This is a genomic window from Actinomadura scrupuli, assembly GCF_050971785.1.
Taxonomy (GTDB): domain Bacteria; phylum Actinomycetota; class Actinomycetes; order Streptosporangiales; family Streptosporangiaceae; genus Actinomadura_E; species Actinomadura_E scrupuli.
On record NZ_JBPCCU010000016.1, the window covers coordinates 81,862 to 101,566 of the forward strand.

The following is a 19,705-nucleotide window of genomic DNA, read 5'->3' on the forward strand; positions in this document are numbered from 1 at the left end:
CTCAGACCAGGCCGAGGAGCGGCTCGATGCCGACGGTGAGCGGCTGAGGCAGCTCACCGACGGCCCGCACGCCGAGCAGCACCCCGGGCATGAAGGACTCGCGGTTCATCGAGTCGTGCCGGAGGGTGAGGATCTCGCCGTGCCCGCCGAGCAGCACCTCCTGGTGCGCGACCAGCCCCGCCAGCCGTACGGAGTGGACGCGTACCCCGTCGACGTCGGCGCCGCGGGCACCGGCCAGCTCGGTGCTGGTGGCGTCGGGTGAGGCCGGGATGCCGGCCTTGCCGCGTGCCTCGGCGATCAGCTCCGCGGTGCGGTACGACGTACCGCTGGGGGCGTCGACCTTGTTGGGGTGGTGCAGCTCGACGACCTCGACCGAGTCGAAGAACGGCGCCGCGATCTTGGCGAAGTGCATCATCAGCACCGCGCCGACCCCGAAGTTCGGCGCGATGAGCACGTTGGCGCCCGGCTTCGCCGCCTGCCACTCCCGGATGGTGTCCAGCCGGGCCGGGTCGAACCCGGAGGTGCCGACGACGGCGTGCACGCCCTGCTCGATGCACCAGCGCAGGTTGTCCATGACGGCCCCGGGATGGGTGAAGTCGACCACGACCTGCGCGAACGTCAGCGCGTCCCGCGAGTCGCCCTCGTCCACCGCGGCGACGAGTTCCATGCCGTCCGCACCCTCGACCGCCCGGCACACCTCCGCGCCCATCCGGCCTCGCGCGCCCAGCACCCCGACCTTGATCACGATCAACCTCCCCGTCTCGCACGCGTCGCCGAGCCTATCGCGGGCCGGACCTGCGCGCGGTCCAGCACCGAGTCCCGGAGCCGACATCACCACCCGGCTCCACCACCCGACATCACCACCCCGACTCCACCACCCGGCTCACCACCGAGCGCCACCACCGAGCGCCACCGCCCAGCCCACCGTGGCCCTGCGCCGACGCCGTGGAGGCCGCGGGCCGGTCCGGGGCGGCGTGGTGCGGAATCTCGTCGATGGGCCTTGCGCTCACGGATCGTTTCAGTAAATATTTACTTCATGAGCGACAGTCGGGAGCTACTGCTGACCGCGGCCGCGGAGGAGTTCGCCAAGCACGGCCCCAAGGGCACGCGGGTGCAGGACATCGTCAAGGCCGCCGGGGTCAACGAACGCATGATCTACCACCACTTCGGCAGCAAGGAGGGCCTCTACACGGCGGTCATGAAGGACCAGCGCTCTCGGCTGGGAGCGGCCTGGCAGCCGATCCTGGAACAGGCCCTCACCTTGGAGCCCTACGAGGGGATGCGGCTCGCGCTGGGCGGCTTCTTCGAGACGCTGCTCAACCGGCCCCAGGTGGCGGCCATGTTCGTCCACGAGGCACTGGGCAACGGTCCGCTGGGGCTGCCCGAGGGCGTCCAGGGCTTCCCCGAGCAACTCCGCACGCTCTACGAGCGCGGCCAGGCGGAGAAGGTCTTCCCGGCGGAGGTGCCGTTCGAGGTCGCCTACGGCACGGCGATCGGCGCCCTGATCGCCATGATCATATTCGCGCCGCGCATGGCCGACTTCGCCCGGGCGGGATTCGCCGAGCCGGGGCTCGACACCGATCCGGTGCGGCTTCGCGAGCAGGTCGTCCGACAGCTGCTCGACGGCATGACCGGCTGACCCCTCCCCCGTCCCGGCGCGGCGACGCCTTCCCACTCACACGCCGACCACTCACACCCCGACCACTCACACGCCGACCTCTCACACCCCGACGCTTTCCCTTTCCACCCGACACAACCCCTTCCGTCCAACCAGTGCAGTAAATATTTACTTCAGAGAGGAAGCTCTGATGACTCGGACCCAGCAAGCTGCGGACGCGCCGGCCGGCCGGCTGCCCGCCTCGCTCCTGCGGATCATCGCCGTCGTCACGATGGGCGCGCTGATGATGCAGCTCGACCTGACCATGACCAACATCGCGACCAGGACGTGGCTGCGCGAGTTCCACTCCACCCTGTCGGTCCTGCAGTGGGTCGGCACGGGCTACATGCTGGCCATGGTGGTCACCATCCCGCTCGCGGGCTGGGCGCTCGAGCGCTTCGGCGCGCGGGCGGTGTGGACGGCGTGCATCACGCTCTTCCTGGGGGGCTCGGTGCTGTGCGGGGCCGCCTGGTCGCCGGGCAGCCTGATCGCCTTCCGGATCCTGCAGGGGCTCGGCGCCGGCATGGTGCTCCCGGTGGGCCAGACGGTGCTCGTCCAGGCGGCGGGGCCGGAGCGGCTCAACCGGGCGATGGCCGCACTGGGCGTTCCGGCCATGCTGGGCCCGGTGCTCGGCCCCGTGCTCGGCGGGGTGCTGGTGGACGACCTGAACTGGCGCTGGATCTTCTACGTCAACGTGCCGGTCTGCCTGGCCGCGCTGGCCCTGTCGCGGCGGGCGATGCCCGCCGACCGGGTGCCGGGAGACACCCGGCTGGACCTCACCGGCCTGGCCCTGCTGTCGCCCGGGTGCGCGGCCGTCGTCCTAGGTCTCGCCCAGACCGGCTCGTACGGCGGTTTCGGCGACGGCCACGTGCTCGTCCCGCTGGCCGTGGGCGCGGCGCTCCTGGCCGCCTTCGCGGTCAACGCGCTGCGGACCTCCCGGGTGCCGCTCATCGACCTGCGGCTGTTCGGCCGGCGCCCCTTCGCCTCGGCGTCCGCCTCGATCTTCGTCTCGGGCTTCGTCCTCTTCGGCGCGATGGGCGCGCTGCCGCTGTACTACCAGCTCGCCCGGGGCGACAGCGCCCAGCACGCGGGAGCACTGCTCATCCCCATGGGCATCGGCATGGGCCTGTCACTGATGATCAGCGGCAGGCTGGCGGATCACGTCCCGCCCCGGACGATCGCCCTCGTCGGGCTGCTGTGCACCGCACTGGGGACCTCGGTCTACACCCAGGTGGCGGTGGGGACCAGCGACCTGCTCCTCAGCGGCGCCCAGGTGCTCAGCGGTGCCGGCATCGGCGCCACCCTCGTCCCGATCATGAGCTCCGCCTACCGCGGGCTGGAACCCGCCGCGGTCCCGAGAGCGAGCACCAGCATCCGGATCATGCAGCAGCTCGGCGGGTCGTTCGGCAGCGCCGTACTGCTCATCGTCACCCAGCACCAGCTCTCCGGTCACGCCCGGACCCCCGCCGGGCTGGCCGCCGCGTTCGGCGCCACGTTCTGGTGGATCCTGGCGTTCACGGCCGTCCTGCTGCTGCCGGTGCTGTTCCTGCCGGGCCGCAACCCGCAGCGCCCCGCCCCGCAGCCCCCCGGCCCGCTGGCGCAGGACCCGCTGGCGCAGGACCCGCAGACTCAGGACCCGCAGGCCGGGTGAGCCCGGCGGGGACCGCTCAGAGGCTGAACCGGTGGTCTTCGAACGGGCCGATCGCGGTGAGCGTCATCGGCTGGTCCAGCACGGTCGTGGCGACCGCGTGGATGTCGTCCAGGGTGACCGCCTCGATGCTGGCCAGGATCTCGTCGACCGACAGCAGCTCACGGTAGACCAGCTCGCTCTTGCCGATCCGGCTCATCCGTGAGCCGGTGTCCTCCAGGCCCAGCACCATGGAGCCGCGTAGCTGGCCCTTGCCCCGGGCCAGCTCCTCGGCGGTGATGCCGCCCGCCGCCACCTTGGCGATCTCGTCGCGGCAGATGTCGAGGACCTCGTCGGCCTTCGCCGGCTGGCAGCCCGCGTAGACCCCGAACGTGCCGGTGTCGGCGTACTGCGAGGTGTAGCTGTAGACCGAGTAGGCCAGGCCGCGCTTCTCCCGGATCTCCTGGAAGAGCCGGGACGACATGCCGCCGCCGAGTGCCGCGTTCAGCACGCCCAGCGAGAACCGCCGGTCGTCGGTGCGCGAGAGCCCGGCGGTGCCGAGCACCAGGTGGGCCTGCTCGGTGTCCTTGTCCACCACCCGGGCCCGGCCGGTGAGCGCCGCGGTGGGGGAACCCCCGATGCGCGGCGCGCTGGGCAGCGCGTCCCCGGTCAGCGAGTCGCTGAACGCCGCGCCGACCAGCCGTACGACCTCGTCGTGGTCGACGTTGCCGGCCACCGCGACCACGAGGTTGGGCGGCAGGTAACGCTGCTGGTAGTAGCGGGAGATGCCGTCCCGGCTCAGCGCGTTGATCGACTCGATGGTGCCGAGGATGGGCCGGCCCAGCGGCGCGTCGCCGTAGAGGGCGATGGCGAACTCGTCGTGCACGAGGTCGGTCGGGTCGTCGTCGCGCATGGCGATCTCTTCCAGGACCACGCCGCGCTCGGCGTCGACGTCCTCGGCGTCGATCAGCGAGGAGCTGACCATGTCGGAGACCACGTCGACCGCCAGGGGCAGGTCCTCGTCGAGCACCCGCGCGTAGTAGCAGGTGTACTCCTTGGCGGTGAAGGCGTTGAGGTCACCGCCCACCGCGTCCATCGCCGCGGAGATCTCCAGCGCGGACCGCCGCCGGGTGCCCTTGAACAGCAGATGCTCGAGGTAGTGGGTGGCCCCCGCGTCCGCGATGTCCTCGTCGCGGGATCCGACGCCCACCCAGATGCCGAACGCCACGGAGCGCACCGTCGGCATGGTCTCGGTGACGATGCGCAGGCCCCCCGGCAGGACCGTGCGCTGGACCCGGCCCGCCCCATCGGTACCTGGATGAAGCGTGTGGGTGGTGCCCGGCTGCTGGTCCCTTGCCGACAACGTCACGTTGATTCCACTTCTGCTGGCTCAATAACGGGACCGGCCGGCCTCCGCACCCGCGTCCACCACGCGGTGGACCGGGAGCGGAGACCAGCCGGCCATCATTCCGCTGGATCAGGAGTTGCGCTGACCGCCGCCGTCGCGGCCACCGTCGCGACCGCCACTGCTGCGCGTGCGCTGACGGCGCCGGTCGCCGCCACCGGCGGGCTCGTCGCCGCCGGCCCTGTCACCGGCGGGCGCGGCCGACTCGGCCGTGACGCCGCCCTCGGCGGCCTCACGCTCGACGACCTCGACCGGGACCAGCGACAGCTTGCCGCGCTGGTCGATCTCGGTCACCTCGACCTGGATCTTCTCGCCGACCTTGACGAAGTCCTCGACGTTCTCGATCCGGACGCCGCCGTGCAGCTTGCGGATCTGCGAAACGTGCAGCAGGCCGTCCTTGCCGGGCAGCAGCGACACGAACGCGCCGAACGTCGTGGTCTTGACGACCGTGCCGAGGAAGCGCTCGCCGGGCTCGGGCATGTGCGGGTTGGCGATCGAGTTGATCACCGTCCGCGCGGCCTCCGCCGACGCGCCGTCGGTGGCACCGATGTAGATGGTGCCGTCGTCCTCGATCGTGATGTCGGCGCCGGTGTCCTCCTGGATCGAGTTGATCATCTTGCCCTTCGGGCCGATGACCTCTCCGATCTTGTCGGTCGGCACCTTGATCGTGATGATGCGCGGTGCGTTGAGGCTCATCTCGGCCGGAGCCTCGATCGCCTCGCTCATCACGTCCAGGATCGCCAGCCGGGCGCCCTTCGCCTGCCGGAGCGCGGCGGACAGCACCGAGGCGGGAATGCCGTCGAGCTTGGTGTCGAGCTGCAGCGCCGTGATCAGCTCACGGGTGCCGGCGACCTTGAAGTCCATGTCGCCGAAGGCGTCCTCGGCACCGAGGATGTCGGTCAGCGTGACGTACTCCCCGGCCTCGTGGATGAGGCCCATCGCGATGCCCGCGACCATCTCCTTGAGCGGGACACCCGCGTCGAGCAGGGACATGGTCGAGGCACAGACCGAGCCCATCGAGGTGGAGCCGTTGGAGCTGAGCGCCTCCGACACCTGCCGGATGGCGTACGGGAACTCCTCGCGGGTGGGCAGCACCGGCAGCAGGGCCCGCTCGGCGAGCGCACCGTGGCCGATCTCGCGCCGCTTGGGCGAGCCGACCCGGCCTGTCTCCCCGGTGGAGTACGGCGGGAAGTTGTAGTTGTGCATGTAGCGCTTGGTGCGCTCGGGGTTGAGCGTGTCGATCATCTGCTCCATGCGGAGCATGTTCAGCGTGGTCACGCCCAGGATCTGGGTCTCGCCCCGCTCGAACAGCGCCGAGCCGTGCACCCGGGGCACCACGTGCGCCTCGGCCGACAGCTGGCGGATGTCCTTGACCCCGCGGCCGTCCATCCGGATGCCGTCCCGGATGACCCGCTCGCGGACGAGCTTCTTGGTGACCGCCTTGAAGGCAGCCGAGATCTCCTTCTCGCGGCCCTCGAACTCGGCGGTCAGCCGCTCGACGGCGGAGGCCTTGACCTCGTCCAGCCGGCTCTCGCGCTCCTGCTTGGCGGCGATGGTCAGCGCCTCGGCCAGGTCCTTGCTCACCGCGGCGGCGACGGCCTCGTGGACGTCGTCCTGGTAGTCCAGGAAGACCGGGTACTCCCGGGTCTCCTTGGCGGCGACCTGGGCGAGGTCGCTCTGCGCCTTGCAGAGGGTCTTGATGAACGGCTTGGCCGCCTCGAGCCCCTCGGCCACGGTCTCCTCGGTCGGCGCGGGCGCGCCGTCGGCGACGAGCCGCAGGGTGTCCCGGGTCGACTCCGCCTCGACCATCATGATCGCGACATCGCCGTCCTCGAGCACCCGGCCCGCGACGACCATGTCGAAGGTGGCGCGCTCGAGCTCGGAGTTGGTCGGGAAGCCCACCCACTGGCCGTCGATCAGCGCGACGCGGACGCCGCCGATCGGGCCGGAGAAGGGCAGCCCGGCGAGCTGCGTGGACATCGACGCGGCGTTGATCGCCACGACGTCGTACAGGTGGTCGGGGTGCAGAGCCATGATCGTCTCAACGACCTGGATCTCGTTGCGCAGGCCCTTGGCGAAGGACGGGCGCAACGGCCGGTCGATGAGCCGGCAGGTGAGGATGGCGTCCTCGGAGGGGCGGCCCTCCCGGCGGAAGAACGAGCCGGGGATCCGGCCCGCGGCGTACATCCGCTCCTCGACGTCCACGGTCAGCGGGAAGAAGTCCAGGTTGTCCTTGGGCCGCTTCGACGCCGTCGTGGCCGAGAGCACCATGGTCTCGTTGTCGAGGTAGGCGACGGCCGAACCGGCCGCCTGACGGGCCAGCCGGCCCGTTTCGAATCTGATCGTGCGAGTCCCGAAGGAACCGTTGTCGATAACGGCTTCGGTACTGTCGACTCCATCGATGCGCACAGCATCCACGGGAAACCTCCTTGGTTTCATAGGTTCCCGCGTGCGTCTCCCGTTGTTGTCGCGTAGCGCCGGTCTTCGATCGAAGCACTCGGCTCGTGTGTCACGACCCGAGAGCCACTACCGAGGACCGGCCGCGCGTGGACGACGTCCGCGGGCTGGCGTGTTCAGTTGTCTGTCTTTAGCTGTCCTGCATGTAGCTGTCCTGCATGTAGCTGTCGTGCATGTAGCTGTCGTGCATGTAGCTGTCGTGCATGTAGCTGTCCTGCTGTACTACGGAATATGAGACGTTCTCACGTCAGGTGAAGCGAGATATGAAGCGAGGGAGCGGCTCAGAGCCGGGTGTCCCCGGGCCTCGAGCCACTCCCTCGTCCATCACTATCGGCGCAGACCGAGTCGCTCGATGAGCTGCCGGTAGCGGCTGATCTCCTTGTCCTGAAGGTACTTCAGGAGCCGGCGGCGGCGGCCGACCAGCAGCAGCAGGCCGCGGCGGCTGTGGTGATCGTGCTTGTGCGTCTTGAGGTGCTCCGTCAGATCGTTGATCCGGCGGGTCAGCAGCGCGACCTGGACTTCCGGGGATCCGGTGTCACCCTCACTGGTCGCGTACTCGGCGATGATCTGGTTCTTGATGGCGGTGTCGAGCGACACGTGGCTCCTTCTTACGGTCGTCACCCGCAGATCCCGGCCGCTGTGCAGCTACTGGGTCCGCATGGCGCGTGTGGCGTCTTTCCTGAACTGGCGGCTGCCACATGAGGGTGCAGCAGACCAGACCGGGTGTCCTTTCCCGGCGACCACCCACGCTACCACGCTACGGACGGCGCCCCGTCACAACGGGACACTCTTCGTGTTCGGGCAGGTGCCGCGTGGCGCCCCTCGCGATCTGGCACCCGCCTGATCAGCCACCCCTCTGATCAGCCACCCCTCTGATCAGGCACCCCGGGATCAAGCAGTCCAGGATCAGTCACACCCGGGATCAAGCACGCCCGGGATCAAGCACGCCCGGGATCAGGCACGCCCGGGCTCAGGCACGCCCGAAATCGAGCACGCCCGGGATCAGGCATCGCCGGAGGTGATCTCCCGGGCCCGGTCGACGTCGCGGTGCATCTCCTCGATGAGCGCCTCGATCGAGTCGAACTTCAGGGTGTCGCGGATCCGCGCGATGAAGTCGACCGCCACGTGCTCCCCGTAGAGATCCAGATCGTCACGGTCCAAGGCGTACGCCTCGACCGTGCGCGCCTCGCCGTCGAAGGTCGGGTTGGTGCCGATGGAGATCGCGGCGGGCCACCGGCACTCCGGGTAGCGGTCGGAGTCGCAGACCAGCCGGCCGGCGTAGACCCCGTCGCTGGGGATCGCGGTGTGCGGCAGGGACTCCAGGTTGGCGGTCGGGAAGCCGAGCGCCCGGCCCCGCTGGTGCCCGCGGACCACGATGCCCTCGACGCGGTGCGGGCGGCCGAGCGAGTGCGCGGCGGCCTCCACGTCGCCGGCGTCCAGCCGCTCGCGGATCGAGGTGGAGGAGATCGTCTCGCCGTTGGCCACCAGCGGCACCCCTTCCGCCACGAAGTCGTACTTCTCGCCGAGCTCCTGCAGCAGCGCCACGTCTCCCCGCGCCTTGTGCCCGAAGCGGAAGTTCTCCCCGACGATCACGCGGAGCGCGTGCAGCCGGTCGACGAGCACCGACTGGACGAACTCGTCCGGTCCCATCTGGGACAGCTCGAAGGTGAACGGCAGGACGATCACGGCGTCGGTGCCCAGCCCGGACAGCAGCTCCGCACGCCGCCTGGGCGTGGACAGCAGCGGCGGATGCGTGCCCGGGCGTACGACCTCGTCGGGATGCGGATCGAAGGTGATCACGACCGACCGGAGCCCCAGCTCGCGGGCGAGTTCGGCGGCTCCGCCGACGATGCGCTGATGACCTCGGTGCACACCGTCGAACACGCCGATGGTCACCACCGACCTGCCCCAGCCCGGGGGGACCTCATCGAGGCCGTGCCAGCGCCGCACCTGCTCGCTCCCTCACGTCGACGTTCTCTCCGGGGTGACCGCCGGCCCCTGCGGGACGGCGCTCCGACAAGCCTGCCATGCGCGCCCCGGCGGCCATGAGGGCGGGGCGTAATAAATTCTACTGTTCAGTAGCGCATCAGCGGCCAATCGCGGGCTCTCAGCCGGCCCGGTGGACCACCAGGGAGACCGCGACGAACTGTGCCACGTAGGCCGCCAGCGTGAAGGTGTGGAAGACCTCGTGGAAGCCGAACCAGCGTGGTGAGGGGTCCGGGCGCCGCAGGCCGTACACCACCGCACCGCCGCTGTAGAGTACGCCACCGGCCGCCAGCAGCACGCAGACCGCCACCCCGGCACCGTCGGCGAGCTGCGGCATGACGAACACCGCGACCCAGCCGAGCGCGATGTAGAGCGAGACGTACAGCCATCGCGGGGCCGAGATCCATACCGTACGGAAGATCACGCCCAGCGCGGCGCCGGCCCACACCACCGACAGGACCACGGCGCGGACGGCCCCGTCCAGGGCCAGCAGCGCCAGCGGGGTGTAGGTCCCCGCGATGATCAGGTAGATGTTGGCGTGGTCGAAGCGCCGCAGCCCCTCGGTCAGCCGCGGCGACGACCGGCCCCGGTGGTAGAGCGCGGAGACGCCGAACATCAGCGCCGACGTCAGGGTGTAGAGCGCCGAGGCCAGTCGGGCCTGCTGGGTCGGCCCCAGCGCGACCAGGATCAGGCCGGCCACCAGCGCGGCCGGGAAGGCGACCGCGTGCAGTGCGCCGCGCAGCCGCGGCTTCTGCGGCGGCACCTCGGCGGCGGCGATACCGGGAACGAACGCGGCGGACGGATCGGCCGGAGATCCGGTCGATGTGATCATCGGCACCTCCTTCGATGTTGTGGGGCCCGATGGCGCCGGGCCTTCGATGACTCGCGGGCCTCGGTCAGCCGACCTCGGCCACTTAACTTACGCTTCCGTAGGTTACGCCACCGTAGGTTGTCTGGAGGCACTCCGAGCTCGTGATTCGCCTCACTCGGGCCTGGACGCGGGTGCGCGCCCGGGAGGTCAGGGGACGAAGACCGCCAGGGGCTTGGCCACCTCACCCTGCTCCTCGACCAGGGCGAGCAGGGTGCCGTCCGGGGCGTAGACCCCGACCGGGCCCGGGCCGAGCCCCGCCGCGGGCAGCCGGCCGCCATGGCTGACCGTACGGACCTCGTCGCCGGACACGTCGCGCCGGGGGAACGCGGCGGCGACGGCCTCACCGATCGGCAGCACCACGCACTCCTCGGTGAGCTGCTCGATCGTGCGGGCCATGGTCAGGTCGTACGGGCCGACCCGGGTGCGGCGGAGGGCGGTCAGATGACCACCGGTGCCCAGCGATCCGCCCAGGTCGCGGGCGAGCGCCCTGATGTAGGTGCCGGACGAGCAGGTGATCGACGCGTCGAGGTCGATCAGGTCGCCGTGCCTGCGGATCGCGCTCACCGTGAACTCGGCGACGGTGACCGGCCGCGCCGCCATCTCGACCTGCTCACCGGCCCGGACCCTCTTGTAGGCCCGCTTGCCGTCGACCTTGATCGCGCTCACCTGCGGCGGCACCTGCCGGATCTCGCCGGTGAGCCTGCCGATACCGGCCAGCAGGTCCTCGTCGGTGACCGCGGCGGCGGACGCCGAGGCGATGATCTCCCCTTCGGCGTCGTCGGTGTTGGTGGACCGGCCGAGCCGGATGGTGGCGTCGTAACCCTTCTGGGTCAGCGCCAGATGCCCCAGAAGCCGGGTGGCCTTCTCCACTCCGATCACCAGCACGCCGGTGGCCATCGGGTCGAGGGTGCCGGCGTGCCCGACCCGGCGGGTCCCCGCCAGCCGGCGCATCTTGGCCACCACGTCGTGGGAGGTCCAGTCCGCCGGCTTGTCCACGATGACGATCCCGCTCTGCGAGCCCACGCCCCACGTCCCCCTCATGATCGGCCGCTGGGAGCACCAGCGCCCGCCGAACAGCGTCCGGCGAATATCACCGGACGAATATGGATGACTGCATTGCCCGCGGACGGAGCCGTGGGTTCCACTTACAGTGACGCCTTTACAGTGCCGCCTTCTTACCGTGCCGCCCTCCCCAGCATCGTACGGAGATCCCGCAAAATGATCGGCGACCAGAGATCGGCCGGCCATCGGCCGGCTCGCCGGCACCTCCGCATCCACGGTGTGGTGCCACCCGCCGCCCCGGGCGCCATCCGGCACGAGCCTTCCATGTCCCTGTGCTCCCTGGAGGTCTTCCGCCGCTACGGCGGCGCTGTGGCCTCCATGGCGCTCGAGGCACTGCTCAGGCTGGGCGCGTTGGACGAGATCCTCCTCGCGGTGCGTTCCGGCACCGGTCTGGCGTTGCGGATCAGCACCTATTCCATCTGGCTGGAAGCCGGGCAGGTACCGAGCTCCCGAAGCGACTGGCACATCGACCGTACCGGTGGCATCCGCGGGGCCGGAGCGGACGAGCGCTATGACGCGTCCGACACCACCAGGCGGCGCAGCTTCGCTCTCACCTGCCTGTTCGCACCGGACGGGGACGGCCGCGACCGGGACACGCTGGACACGGCGAGCACCGAGTTCGTGACCCGTCCCAGCGCCATCGACCTGCCCGACGGCTGGACGACGACCGGGCAGGTGGGCCGCCGCATCGAGGCGTGGAGGTCGGCCGGCTGTCACTCCGAGCCCTGCGGGAACGCGTCGGCGGTGTCCTTCAGCGCCCGCGCCGTCCACCGGCCCGGCCTGGCGCGGGTGGCCGGATGGCGATTCCTGCTCCGGGTCGGCGCGTACGAGACGTCCACCTCCCCGTACCAGGATCACGTGACGGTGTGCAACCCCTTCTGCACCAGGTCGGAACCCGGTTTCCTGCTCAGACCGGTCGGCGGCAAGGACCCGGTCGCGCCCAGGTCGCGCTGGTCGCTCCCGGCCCACGACAGCCGCGGCATCCGGTCCTTGTTCCGGAGCAGCGGTCTCCGGCCCGACCCTGCCGCCGCCGCGCGAGCGGCCGACCGGGTGCGCGATGCTCTCTAGACGGCACAGACGCGCGGACAACAGCGGCCCGGGCAGCAGCCGCGCAGCCGGCGGAAGCAGTGACGGCGGACGCACGGACGGAGGCGCGGAGAGCGGCTCCGAGCAGTTCGCGGTGATGTTCCTCCTGGAGGAGATGCGGGGGGCGGAGGAGGAGTTCCGCAGGCTGCGATCCGAGGGGCACGCCAAGGTGACCGTCTTCCTGACGCTCACCGGCGTGGCCGTCGGACTGGTGGGGACGATCAGCGGGATCAAGGGCATCGACGGCTCGGCGGTGGAACGGGTGGCGCTGGCCGCGGCGGTGGTCGTCGCGCTGATCGGCACCAACACCTTCGTCAGCCTCGTCGTGCGCGACATCGGCACCGACGCCTGCGCGCGGGCGACCGCGCGTGTCCGGCAGTACTTCCTGGCCCGGCATCCGGACGTGGCCGACCACGTGAGCTGGCAGCGGATCGACGCGCCGACGGTCTGGGTGACGCGGCCCCGGAGCCTCGCCCGGCGTCAGGTCTCGGTGATCACCGCCGGTGCCTGGGGGGCCGCGGCGGGTACCTTGTGCCTCCTTGTTCTGCCCCATGACGTTCATCGCCATGGCGCTCAGCTCTCTGGGGTCGATCTCCCCGGCGTGCATCTCCCCGGCGCCCTGCTCGCACTCGGCGTCGGAGTCGGCGTGGCCGCGGCGGCCTGGACCCTGCTCACGCGATGGGCCGGCGGACGGTTCCGTACCGTGGCCGCGCGCGCCGCGCGTGAGCAGCGGTTCCACGCATGAGAGGGGTGCGCCGGCCCCATCGCGATGACCCCGGTGGGATCAGGGCAGGGACCGCGACGACAGGAGAGCCAGCAGCCTGTCGATCGCCGCGCTGACGGGACCGGTCCAGAGAAAGCCCGCCATCTCCGGATTGCCTCCCCCCGACAACGCCAGGCAGACCCGGCTGAGGTCCACCCGGCCCTTCGACCGGGTGGAGACGTACCAGCCGCCGTCGTCCATCTCCTTGAACACGACCGCCACCTCCGCCTCGTCGGTCCGCTTGACGACGTCGATGATGCTCTCGACCTGGTCGAACGACACGGAGTTGGCGACCCGGTCCGCCTTGGTGACCGTGGTCCAGACCAGGCCCATTCCCCCCACCGCGTCGGGCTCCAGCCGTGCCCGGCCCAGTGCGGCCGAGAGCACCTGGAGGTAGCCGAACGGCGCGCGGTCCCAGAGCTCCCGCCCCACGGCGTCGGGCCGTACGCCAGCGGTCAGCAGGCGCGCGGCCAGCGTGTGCACGGCCGGGGTGGTGGAGGCGAACTTGAACGACCCGGTGTCGCTGGCCAGCCCGGCGTACAGGTTCAGCGCGATGTCGGGCGTCGGTTCCACGCCGAGCCGGGTGAGCAGCTCCTCGGTCAGGACCGCGGTCGCCGCCGCGGCCGGGTCGACCAGGCGTACGGTGCCGAACGCGCCGGCGGCCCCGGTGTTGGAGGCGTGGTGGTCGAGGACGATGAGCTCACGGGCCTTCTCCGCGTGCGGCGCCAGCGAACCGAGCCGCTCGGCGCTGGCCGCGTCGAAGGTGAGCATGAGGTCCGGGTCGACGGGATACCCGGCCGGCTCGACCAGCAGCTCCTGGCCGGGCAGGAACCGCAGGATCGACGGCACGACGAACGGATCCCCGAACGAGGCCGTACAGCGGACGCCGCGCCGGCGCAGGCCCAGCCCGAACGCGAGCATGGAACCGAGCGCGTCGCCGTCCGGGGAGACGTGGCAGGCCAGGCACACCTCGTCCGCCTGCTCGATCAGGGCCACCGCCCGGCCCCAATCCAGCCCGCCGCTCATGGCTTCGCCCTGCCCGCACGCTCGCTCACGGTGCGGAGTATCCCGCTTCCCCGTCGTCGTCGGCATCGGTTTCGGCAAGCTCGTCATCGACCCGGTACGGGTTGGGATCACCGGCGGGCTTGGCGCCCTCCGCGACCCTGGCCACCTGCTCGTCCTGGGCACGCGCCTTGGCGAGCAGCTCGTCCAGGTGCTTGGCGTTGTCCATCACGGCGTCCAGGACGAACGTCAGGGTGGGGGTACGCCGCAGCCCGGTCTGCCGGCCCACCTCGGAGCGGAGGACGCCCTTGGCGCTCTCCAGGGCGGCGGCGGTGTCCGCACGCTCCCCGTCGGAGCCGTACACGGTGTAGTAGACCGTGGCCTCACCCAGGTCGTTGGTCATCCGCGCATCGGTCACCGTGACGAAACCGAGCCGCGGATCCTTGATCCGCCGCTCCAGCATCTCCGCCACGATCTGCTGAATACGATCAGCGAGCTTTCGAGCCCGAGCCGCGTCCATGAGTCCTACTCCTCGTCGTTGAAGAGCCGCTGCCGGGCCGACAGCAGCTCGATATCCGGCCGACTCGCGATGAGCCGTTCGCAGGCGTCGAGCATGGTGCTGCAGTGGTCCGCCGTGGAGGACACCACCGCGACTCCCAGCTCGGCCCGCCGATGCACATCCTGGTCGCCGGTCTCCGCGACCGCTACCCCGGGAAAGCGGCGCTGCACCTCCGCCACGATCGGCCGGACGACCGATCGCTTCTGCTTCAGGGACCGTACGTCACCCAGCAGCAGATCCACCGTCAGCGCACCAACGAACACCTAAGAGATCACCTCGTTGAAGTCAGGGTTTGCAGGCAGCAGGTGACATTTCACGACGTAAGGCCAGGTTATGGGAACAACCTGGCGTCTGGGAACATGCCCACCACCTGCGCGGATCCCTATTCTCTACCTTGATCACGTAGAAAGTCGACGGAATAACCGCGCTCGGACATGGCAGGAGGGGCGGCCCGGTGGCTCGGGCCGCCCCTCCTCGACACCCTGGGAGACACCCTGGGACGAGAACCTCAGGCGCGGGGCTTCTCCCGCATCTCGAAGGTCTCGATGACGTCATCGATCTTGATGTCGTTGTAGCCGATGCCGATACCGCACTCGAAGCCCTCGCGGACCTCGGTGGCGTCGTCCTTGAAGCGGCGGAGCGACGACACGGTGAGGTTGTCGGACACCACGACGCCGTCCCGGACCAGCCGCGCCTTGCTGTTGCGGTTGATCGTGCCGGACAGGACCATCGAGCCGGCCACGTTGCCGATCTTCGGGACCTTGTAGATCTCGCGGATCTGCGCGGTACCGAGCTGGGCCTCCTCGTACTCGGGCTTCAGCATGCCCTTGAGGGCCGCCTCGACCTCTTCGATCGCCTGGTAGATGACCGAGTAGTACCGGATGTCCACGCCTTCGCGGTCGGCCGTCTCCTGCGCGTTGCGCTCGGGCCGCACGTTGAAGCCGATGATGACCGCACCCTCGGACGCCACCGCGAGGTTGACGTCGTCCTGCGTGATCGCACCCACACCACGGCGGATGACCCGCAGGTTGACCTCCTCGCCCACGTCGATCTTGAGCAGCGAGTCCTCGAGGGCCTCGACCGAACCGGAGACGTCACCCTTGATGATGAGCAGCAGCTCCTGGATGTCACCCCGCTCCATGTCCTTGAACATGTCCTCGAGCGAGCGCCGGACGCGGCTCTTCAGCAGCTCCGCGTTGCGCTTGCGCGCCGCGCGCTTGTCGGCGATCTGACGGGCCACCCGGTCGTCGTCGACGACCAGGAACTTGTCGCCCGCCCCTGGCACCGCGGTGAGACCGAGCACCAGGACCGGCCGGGACGGCCCGGCCTCTTCGACCGTGTTGTTGTTCTCGTCCAGCATCGCCCGGACGCGGCCGTAGGCCCCGCCACAGACGATGGAGTCACCGACGTGCAGAGTGCCCCGCTCGACCAGGACGGTCGCCACGGCACCCCGGCCACGGTCGAGGTGCGCCTCGATCGCGACGCCCTGGGCGTCCTGCTCGGGGTTGGCGCGCAGGTCCAGCTCGGCGTCGGCGGTCAGCACGATCGCCTCGAGCAGCCCGTCGATGTTGAGGCCCTGCTTGGCCGACACGTCGACGAAGATGGTCTGCCCGCCGAACTCCTCGGCGACCAGGCCGTACTCGGTGAGCTGGGACCGGACCCGCTGCGGGTCCGCGCCTTCCTTGTCCACCTTGTTGACCGCGACCACGATCGGCACGCCGGCCGCCGTGGCATGGTCGATCGCCTCGGTGGTCTGCGGCTTCACTCCGTCGTCGGCCGCGACCACCAGCACCACCAGGTCGGTGGTGTCGGCACCACGGGCACGCATGGCGGTGAACGCCTCGTGACCCGGGGTGTCGATGAAGGTGATCTTGCGCTCCTGGCCCTCGACCTCGGTCTCGACCTGGTAGGCACCGATGTGCTGGGTGATGCCGCCGGCCTCGCCCGCCACCACGTTGGCGTTGCGGATCGCGTCCAGCAGCTTGGTCTTACCGTGGTCGACGTGACCCATCACGGTCACGACCGGCGGACGTACGACGAGATGCTCCTCGCCGCCCTCGTCCTCGCCGAACTCGATGTCGAAGGACTCGAGCAGCTCGCGGTCCTCGTCCTCCGGGCTGACGACCTGGACGTTGAAGTCCAGCTCCTCGCCCAGCAACTGCAGGGTCTCCTCGGTCACCGACTGCGTGGCGGTCACCATCTCGCCGAGGTGCATCATGATCTGCACCAGGGCCGCGGGGTTGGCGCCGATCTTCTCGGCGAAGTCCGTCAGCGACGAACCCTGCGCCAAGCGGACGACCTTGCCGTTACCGCGCGGAGCGTTGACGCCGCCGATGGCGGGCGCCTGCATGTTGTCGAACTCTTGACGCCGCTGCTTCTTCGACTTGCGGCCACGCGTGGGACGGCCACCCGGCCGGCCGAACGCGCCCGCCGTGCCGCCACGGCCACGGGCACCGCCACCGGGGCGACCGGCGAAGCCACCCGGACGTGGGCCACCGCCGCCACCGGCGGCACCCGTGCGGGGACCGCCGAAGCCGCCGCCGCCACCCGGACGACCGCCGCCACCGGGACGGCCTCCGCCGCCACCGGGACCACCGGGACGCCCACCGCCACCGCCGCCGGGACGGCCTCCGCCGCCACCGCCGCCGGGGCCGCCGCGTCCGCCGGGGCCACTGGGGCTGCTGGCGGGGCGCGACGAGGGCATGTTCATCGGGTTCGGCCGCGGGCCGCCTCCCGGCCGCGGCGGCATGCTCCCCGGGCTGGGCCGGGGACCACCCGCGCCGGGAGCGCCACCGCGCCCGGCCGACGGACGCGGCGGACGGTCGGCGCCGTCACCGGGACGACCGGCGGGGCGGTCGGGACGGTCACCGGGACCGGCCGGACGCGGACCCGGCCGGGGACCCGGCTTGGCCGAGCCCATGCCGGTGTTGGTCGAGCTGAAGGGGTTGTTCCCGGGCCGCGGGCCGGTGGGCCGCTGCCCGCCGGGACGCTGGCCGGAGCCACCTTCGCGGGGAGCCGGACGCGGACCGGGACGCGGAGTCCGCGGACCGGGCCGGCCGGTGTCGGAACCGGCACCCGGACCCGGGCCCGCCGCCGGGGCGCTGGGCGCGCTCGGCGCGCTGGGCACCTGCGGGACGCTCGGCGGGCCGGCCGGCCGCGGGGCGGCCGGACGGGGTGCCGCGGGGCCCGGACGGGGCGCCGAGACCGGAGTCTGGGGCGCCGGCGGGACCGGAGCCTGCGGGGCACGCTGAACGGGGGCCTGCGGGGCCTGCGGAGCAGGCTGAACCGGCGCGGGCGCCGGACGCGGGCCGGGACGGGGGGCGGGACGCGCACCCTCGCCACCGGGCGCGGGCGGCCGCGGGCCACCCGGCCGTGGGCCAGGGGCGGCCGGCCTGCCGGTCGCCGCCTTGGCCGTCTGGGAACCAGAGGACTTACCAGAGGACTTGCCGAATGCTTCTGTGAGCTTGCGGACTACCGGCGCCTCGATCGTCGAGGACGCCGATCGTACGAACTCGCCCATATCCTGGAGCTTGGCCATGACGACCTTGCTCTCGACTCCGAACTCTTTGGCGAGTTCGTATACCCGGACCTTCGCCACTACTCTCCCTACTCGGTCCGGGGGGAGTCCTCCGGACCTTGGCTACCTTGCCGTACTCATTGCGGCGTGCTCATCGAGCGCTCATAGCAATCTCGACCTGCTTCCGACTAGACGTCACTTACTGGCTAACGATCGTGCTACGGCCGTGGAACGGCCGTGTCCTCCAGGTGCCTTCGCACCATGCGAGCGTCGAGCGGCCCCGTCAGGCGGAATGCCCGGGGGAACGCCCGACGACGCTCTGCGAGGTCGAGGCATGCCAGGTCAGGGTGCAGAGAGGCACCCCGGCCAGGCAGACGGCGGCGCGGATCGGGGACGACAGAGCCCTCGACCACGACCAGCCGCACCAGGTCGGACGAGGCCGCGCGCTCCCGGCAGCCCACGCACATGCGCTGCGGGACCGCTTGGCCACGTGCCATGAGTCTACCGCGCCGAGGCGTCGGCGGCACCGGGCGCATGCCCTCCCGACGTTTCCGCCGTTTCAGACGAGGCAGACGATTCGATCGGCGATCCGGACTTGGCCGTACTCGCGGGGTTCTGACCGCCCGTACTCTGCCCGCCCGGACCCTGCCCGGCCGGCCCCTGATCGCCGGAGCCCCGGCCGCCTGAGCCCTGGTTGTCCGAGCCCTGGGCACCCGCGCCCTGAGCCCCCGCGCCGCCGGCCTCGGTGTCGGGCCGGATGTCGATCCGCCAGCCGGTGAGGCGTGCGGCGAGACGGGCGTTCTGGCCCTCCTTGCCGATCGCCAGCGACAGCTGGTAGTCGGGCACGATCACCCGGGCGACCCGGCCCTCGAGGTCGATCACCTCGACGCTGTTGACCCGCGCCGGCGACAGGGCGTGCCCGACGAACGCCGCCGGATCCTCCGCCCAGTCGACAATGTCGATCTTCTCGCCGTGCAGCTCGTGCATGATGTTGCGGACCCGGCTGCCCAGCGGGCCGATGCAGGCGCCCTTGGCGTTGACACCGGGCTTGCGGGACCGCACCGCGATCTTGGTGCGGTGGCCGGCCTCGCGGGCGATCGCGGCGATCTCGACGGTGCCGTCGGCGATCTCCGGAACCTCGAGCGCGAACAGCTTGCGCACCAGGTTGGGGTGCGTCCGCGACAGTGTGATCGAGGGCCCGCGGTGCCCCTTGCGCACCTGCACGACGTAGGCGCGCAGCCGCTCGCCGTGCTCGTACGCCTCCCCCGGAACCTGCTCCTGGGGCGGCAGCACGGCCTCGATCTTGCCGAGGTCCACGAGCACGTTGCGGGGATCCTTGCCCTGCTGGATGATCCCCGACACGATGTCGCCCTCGCGCCCGGCGTACTCCCCGAACGTGAGGTCGTCCTCGGCGTCCCGCAGCCGCTGCAGGATGACCTGCTTGGCGGTCGTGGCCGCTATACGACCGAAGTCGCTCGGGGTGTCGTCGTATTCCCGGAGGGTGTTGCCCTCCTCGTCCTGCTCTGCGGCCCACACCGTCACATGGCCGGTGGCGCGGTCCAGCTGGACCCGTGCCCGCGGCGCCGCCCCCTCGGTCCGGTGATAGGCGATCAGCATCGCGTCTTCGATGGCCTTCGCCACCAGTTCGAGCGAGATGTCCTTTTCGCTCTCCAGGCTGCGCAAAGCCGTCATGTCGATGTCCACGAGGCTCCC

General features: G+C 70.8%; 18 protein-coding genes. 4 read left to right on the top strand and 14 right to left on the bottom strand.

Annotated features, from left to right (window positions below; genetic code table 11):
- Position 1 precedes the first annotated feature (1 nt).
- Together dapB and ACRYCC_RS42485 are read right to left on the bottom strand one after the other, a co-directional pair.
- Entirely contained in the window at positions 2 to 745 is a 744-nt protein-coding gene (gene dapB / locus ACRYCC_RS42480; RefSeq protein WP_433819859.1) for a 4-hydroxy-tetrahydrodipicolinate reductase, read from the bottom strand.
- A 112-nt stretch (positions 746 to 857) separates the two neighbouring features.
- On the bottom strand, positions 858 to 1,010 hold the full coding sequence (locus ACRYCC_RS42485) for a hypothetical protein (RefSeq protein WP_433819860.1): 153 nt from the start codon (positions 1,008 to 1,010) through the stop codon (positions 858 to 860).
- 26 nt (positions 1,011 to 1,036) lie between these two features.
- Between ACRYCC_RS42485 and ACRYCC_RS42490 the strand changes: the two genes are divergently transcribed.
- On the top strand, positions 1,037 to 1,639 hold the full coding sequence (locus ACRYCC_RS42490; protein ID WP_433819861.1) for a TetR/AcrR family transcriptional regulator: 603 nt from the start codon (positions 1,037 to 1,039) through the stop codon (positions 1,637 to 1,639).
- Between the two features lie 169 nt (positions 1,640 to 1,808).
- On the top strand, positions 1,809 to 3,308 hold the full coding sequence (locus ACRYCC_RS42495; RefSeq protein ID WP_433819862.1) for a DHA2 family efflux MFS transporter permease subunit: 1,500 nt from the start codon (positions 1,809 to 1,811) through the stop codon (positions 3,306 to 3,308).
- A gap of 16 nt (positions 3,309 to 3,324) precedes the next feature.
- On the opposite strand, the gene ACRYCC_RS42500 is transcribed toward ACRYCC_RS42495, so the two are convergent.
- The 6 genes from ACRYCC_RS42500 to truB all read right to left on the bottom strand — a co-directional run bounded on the left by ACRYCC_RS42500 (position 3,325) and on the right by truB (position 11,026).
- On the bottom strand, positions 3,325 to 4,653 hold the full coding sequence (locus ACRYCC_RS42500) for a M16 family metallopeptidase (RefSeq protein ID WP_433819863.1): 1,329 nt from the start codon (positions 4,651 to 4,653) through the stop codon (positions 3,325 to 3,327).
- Between the two features lie 108 nt (positions 4,654 to 4,761).
- Positions 4,762 to 7,092, bottom strand: a complete 2,331-nt coding sequence (locus ACRYCC_RS42505; RefSeq protein WP_433819898.1) for a polyribonucleotide nucleotidyltransferase — start codon at positions 7,090 to 7,092, stop codon at positions 4,762 to 4,764.
- Positions 7,093 to 7,473: 381 nt separating this feature from the next.
- Entirely contained in the window at positions 7,474 to 7,743 is a 270-nt protein-coding gene (rpsO, locus tag ACRYCC_RS42510; protein ID WP_433819864.1) for a 30S ribosomal protein S15, read from the bottom strand.
- A 405-nt stretch (positions 7,744 to 8,148) separates the two neighbouring features.
- Positions 8,149 to 9,096 carry a bifunctional riboflavin kinase/FAD synthetase gene (locus tag ACRYCC_RS42515; RefSeq protein ID WP_433819865.1) on the bottom strand — a complete coding sequence of 316 codons (948 nt, stop codon included), beginning with the start codon at positions 9,094 to 9,096 and terminating at the stop codon, positions 8,149 to 8,151.
- A gap of 157 nt (positions 9,097 to 9,253) precedes the next feature.
- Positions 9,254 to 9,964, bottom strand: coding sequence for a PAQR family membrane homeostasis protein TrhA (gene trhA / locus ACRYCC_RS42520; protein WP_433819866.1), 711 nt, complete (start codon positions 9,962 to 9,964; stop codon positions 9,254 to 9,256).
- 186 nt (positions 9,965 to 10,150) lie between these two features.
- On the bottom strand, positions 10,151 to 11,026 hold the full coding sequence (truB, locus tag ACRYCC_RS42525) for a tRNA pseudouridine(55) synthase TruB (protein ID WP_433819867.1): 876 nt from the start codon (positions 11,024 to 11,026) through the stop codon (positions 10,151 to 10,153).
- Between the two features lie 303 nt (positions 11,027 to 11,329).
- On the opposite strand from truB, the gene ACRYCC_RS42530 reads away from it, so the two are divergent.
- Both ACRYCC_RS42530 and ACRYCC_RS42535 read left to right on the top strand, forming a co-directional pair.
- Positions 11,330 to 12,133 (top strand): hypothetical protein, encoded by an 804-nt coding sequence (locus ACRYCC_RS42530; RefSeq protein WP_433819868.1) that lies wholly within the window; start codon positions 11,330 to 11,332, stop codon positions 12,131 to 12,133.
- A gap of 112 nt (positions 12,134 to 12,245) precedes the next feature.
- The gene (locus ACRYCC_RS42535) at positions 12,246 to 12,896 is read left to right on the top strand and encodes a hypothetical protein (RefSeq protein ID WP_433819869.1); all 651 of its coding nucleotides are present in this window, start codon (positions 12,246 to 12,248) and stop codon (positions 12,894 to 12,896) included.
- A gap of 39 nt (positions 12,897 to 12,935) precedes the next feature.
- Here ACRYCC_RS42535 and ACRYCC_RS42540 read toward each other — a convergent pair whose 3' ends face one another.
- The 6 genes from ACRYCC_RS42540 to nusA all read right to left on the bottom strand — a co-directional run bounded on the left by ACRYCC_RS42540 (position 12,936) and on the right by nusA (position 19,696).
- A complete protein-coding gene (locus tag ACRYCC_RS42540) occupies positions 12,936 to 13,940 on the bottom strand; it encodes a DHH family phosphoesterase (protein ID WP_433819870.1) in 1,005 nt (334 codons plus the stop codon).
- 25 nt (positions 13,941 to 13,965) lie between these two features.
- Positions 13,966 to 14,436, bottom strand: a complete 471-nt coding sequence (gene rbfA, locus ACRYCC_RS42545) for a 30S ribosome-binding factor RbfA (RefSeq protein ID WP_433819872.1) — start codon at positions 14,434 to 14,436, stop codon at positions 13,966 to 13,968.
- 5 nt (positions 14,437 to 14,441) lie between these two features.
- On the bottom strand, positions 14,442 to 14,738 hold the full coding sequence (locus ACRYCC_RS42550) for a DUF503 domain-containing protein (RefSeq protein WP_433819873.1): 297 nt from the start codon (positions 14,736 to 14,738) through the stop codon (positions 14,442 to 14,444).
- Positions 14,739 to 14,983: 245 nt separating this feature from the next.
- Complete coding sequence (gene infB / locus ACRYCC_RS42555) at positions 14,984 to 18,073, bottom strand: translation initiation factor IF-2 (RefSeq protein WP_433819875.1); 3,090 nt, start codon at positions 18,071 to 18,073, stop codon at positions 14,984 to 14,986.
- A 137-nt stretch (positions 18,074 to 18,210) separates the two neighbouring features.
- Positions 18,211 to 18,528: a YlxR family protein gene (locus ACRYCC_RS42560; protein WP_433819876.1), complete on the bottom strand. Its 318-nt coding sequence runs from the start codon at positions 18,526 to 18,528 to the stop codon at positions 18,211 to 18,213.
- Positions 18,494 to 19,696, bottom strand: a complete 1,203-nt coding sequence (nusA, locus tag ACRYCC_RS42565; protein ID WP_433819878.1) for a transcription termination factor NusA — start codon at positions 19,694 to 19,696, stop codon at positions 18,494 to 18,496. Before nusA ends, ACRYCC_RS42560 begins: the two co-directional genes overlap by 35 nt.
- Positions 19,697 to 19,705: the final 9 nt, after the last annotated feature.

What these genes read in the sequence shown, in the direction of transcription:
- trhA (WP_433819866.1), bottom strand. Translation starts at nt 9,964, where the DNA reads ATGATCACATCGACCGGATCTCCGGCCGATCCGTCCGCCGCGTTCGTT.
- rbfA (WP_433819872.1), bottom strand. Translation starts at nt 14,436, where the DNA reads ATGGACGCGGCTCGGGCTCGAAAGCTCGCTGATCGTATTCAGCAGATC.
- ACRYCC_RS42490 (WP_433819861.1), top strand. Translation starts at nt 1,037, where the DNA reads ATGAGCGACAGTCGGGAGCTACTGCTGACCGCGGCCGCGGAGGAGTTC.
- ACRYCC_RS42495 (WP_433819862.1), top strand. Translation starts at nt 1,809, where the DNA reads ATGACTCGGACCCAGCAAGCTGCGGACGCGCCGGCCGGCCGGCTGCCC.
- ACRYCC_RS42560 (WP_433819876.1), bottom strand. Translation starts at nt 18,528, where the DNA reads ATGCGCCCGGTGCCGCCGACGCCTCGGCGCGGTAGACTCATGGCACGT.
- ACRYCC_RS42540 (WP_433819870.1), bottom strand. Translation starts at nt 13,940, where the DNA reads ATGAGCGGCGGGCTGGATTGGGGCCGGGCGGTGGCCCTGATCGAGCAG.
- ACRYCC_RS42530 (WP_433819868.1), top strand. Translation starts at nt 11,330, where the DNA reads ATGTCCCTGTGCTCCCTGGAGGTCTTCCGCCGCTACGGCGGCGCTGTG.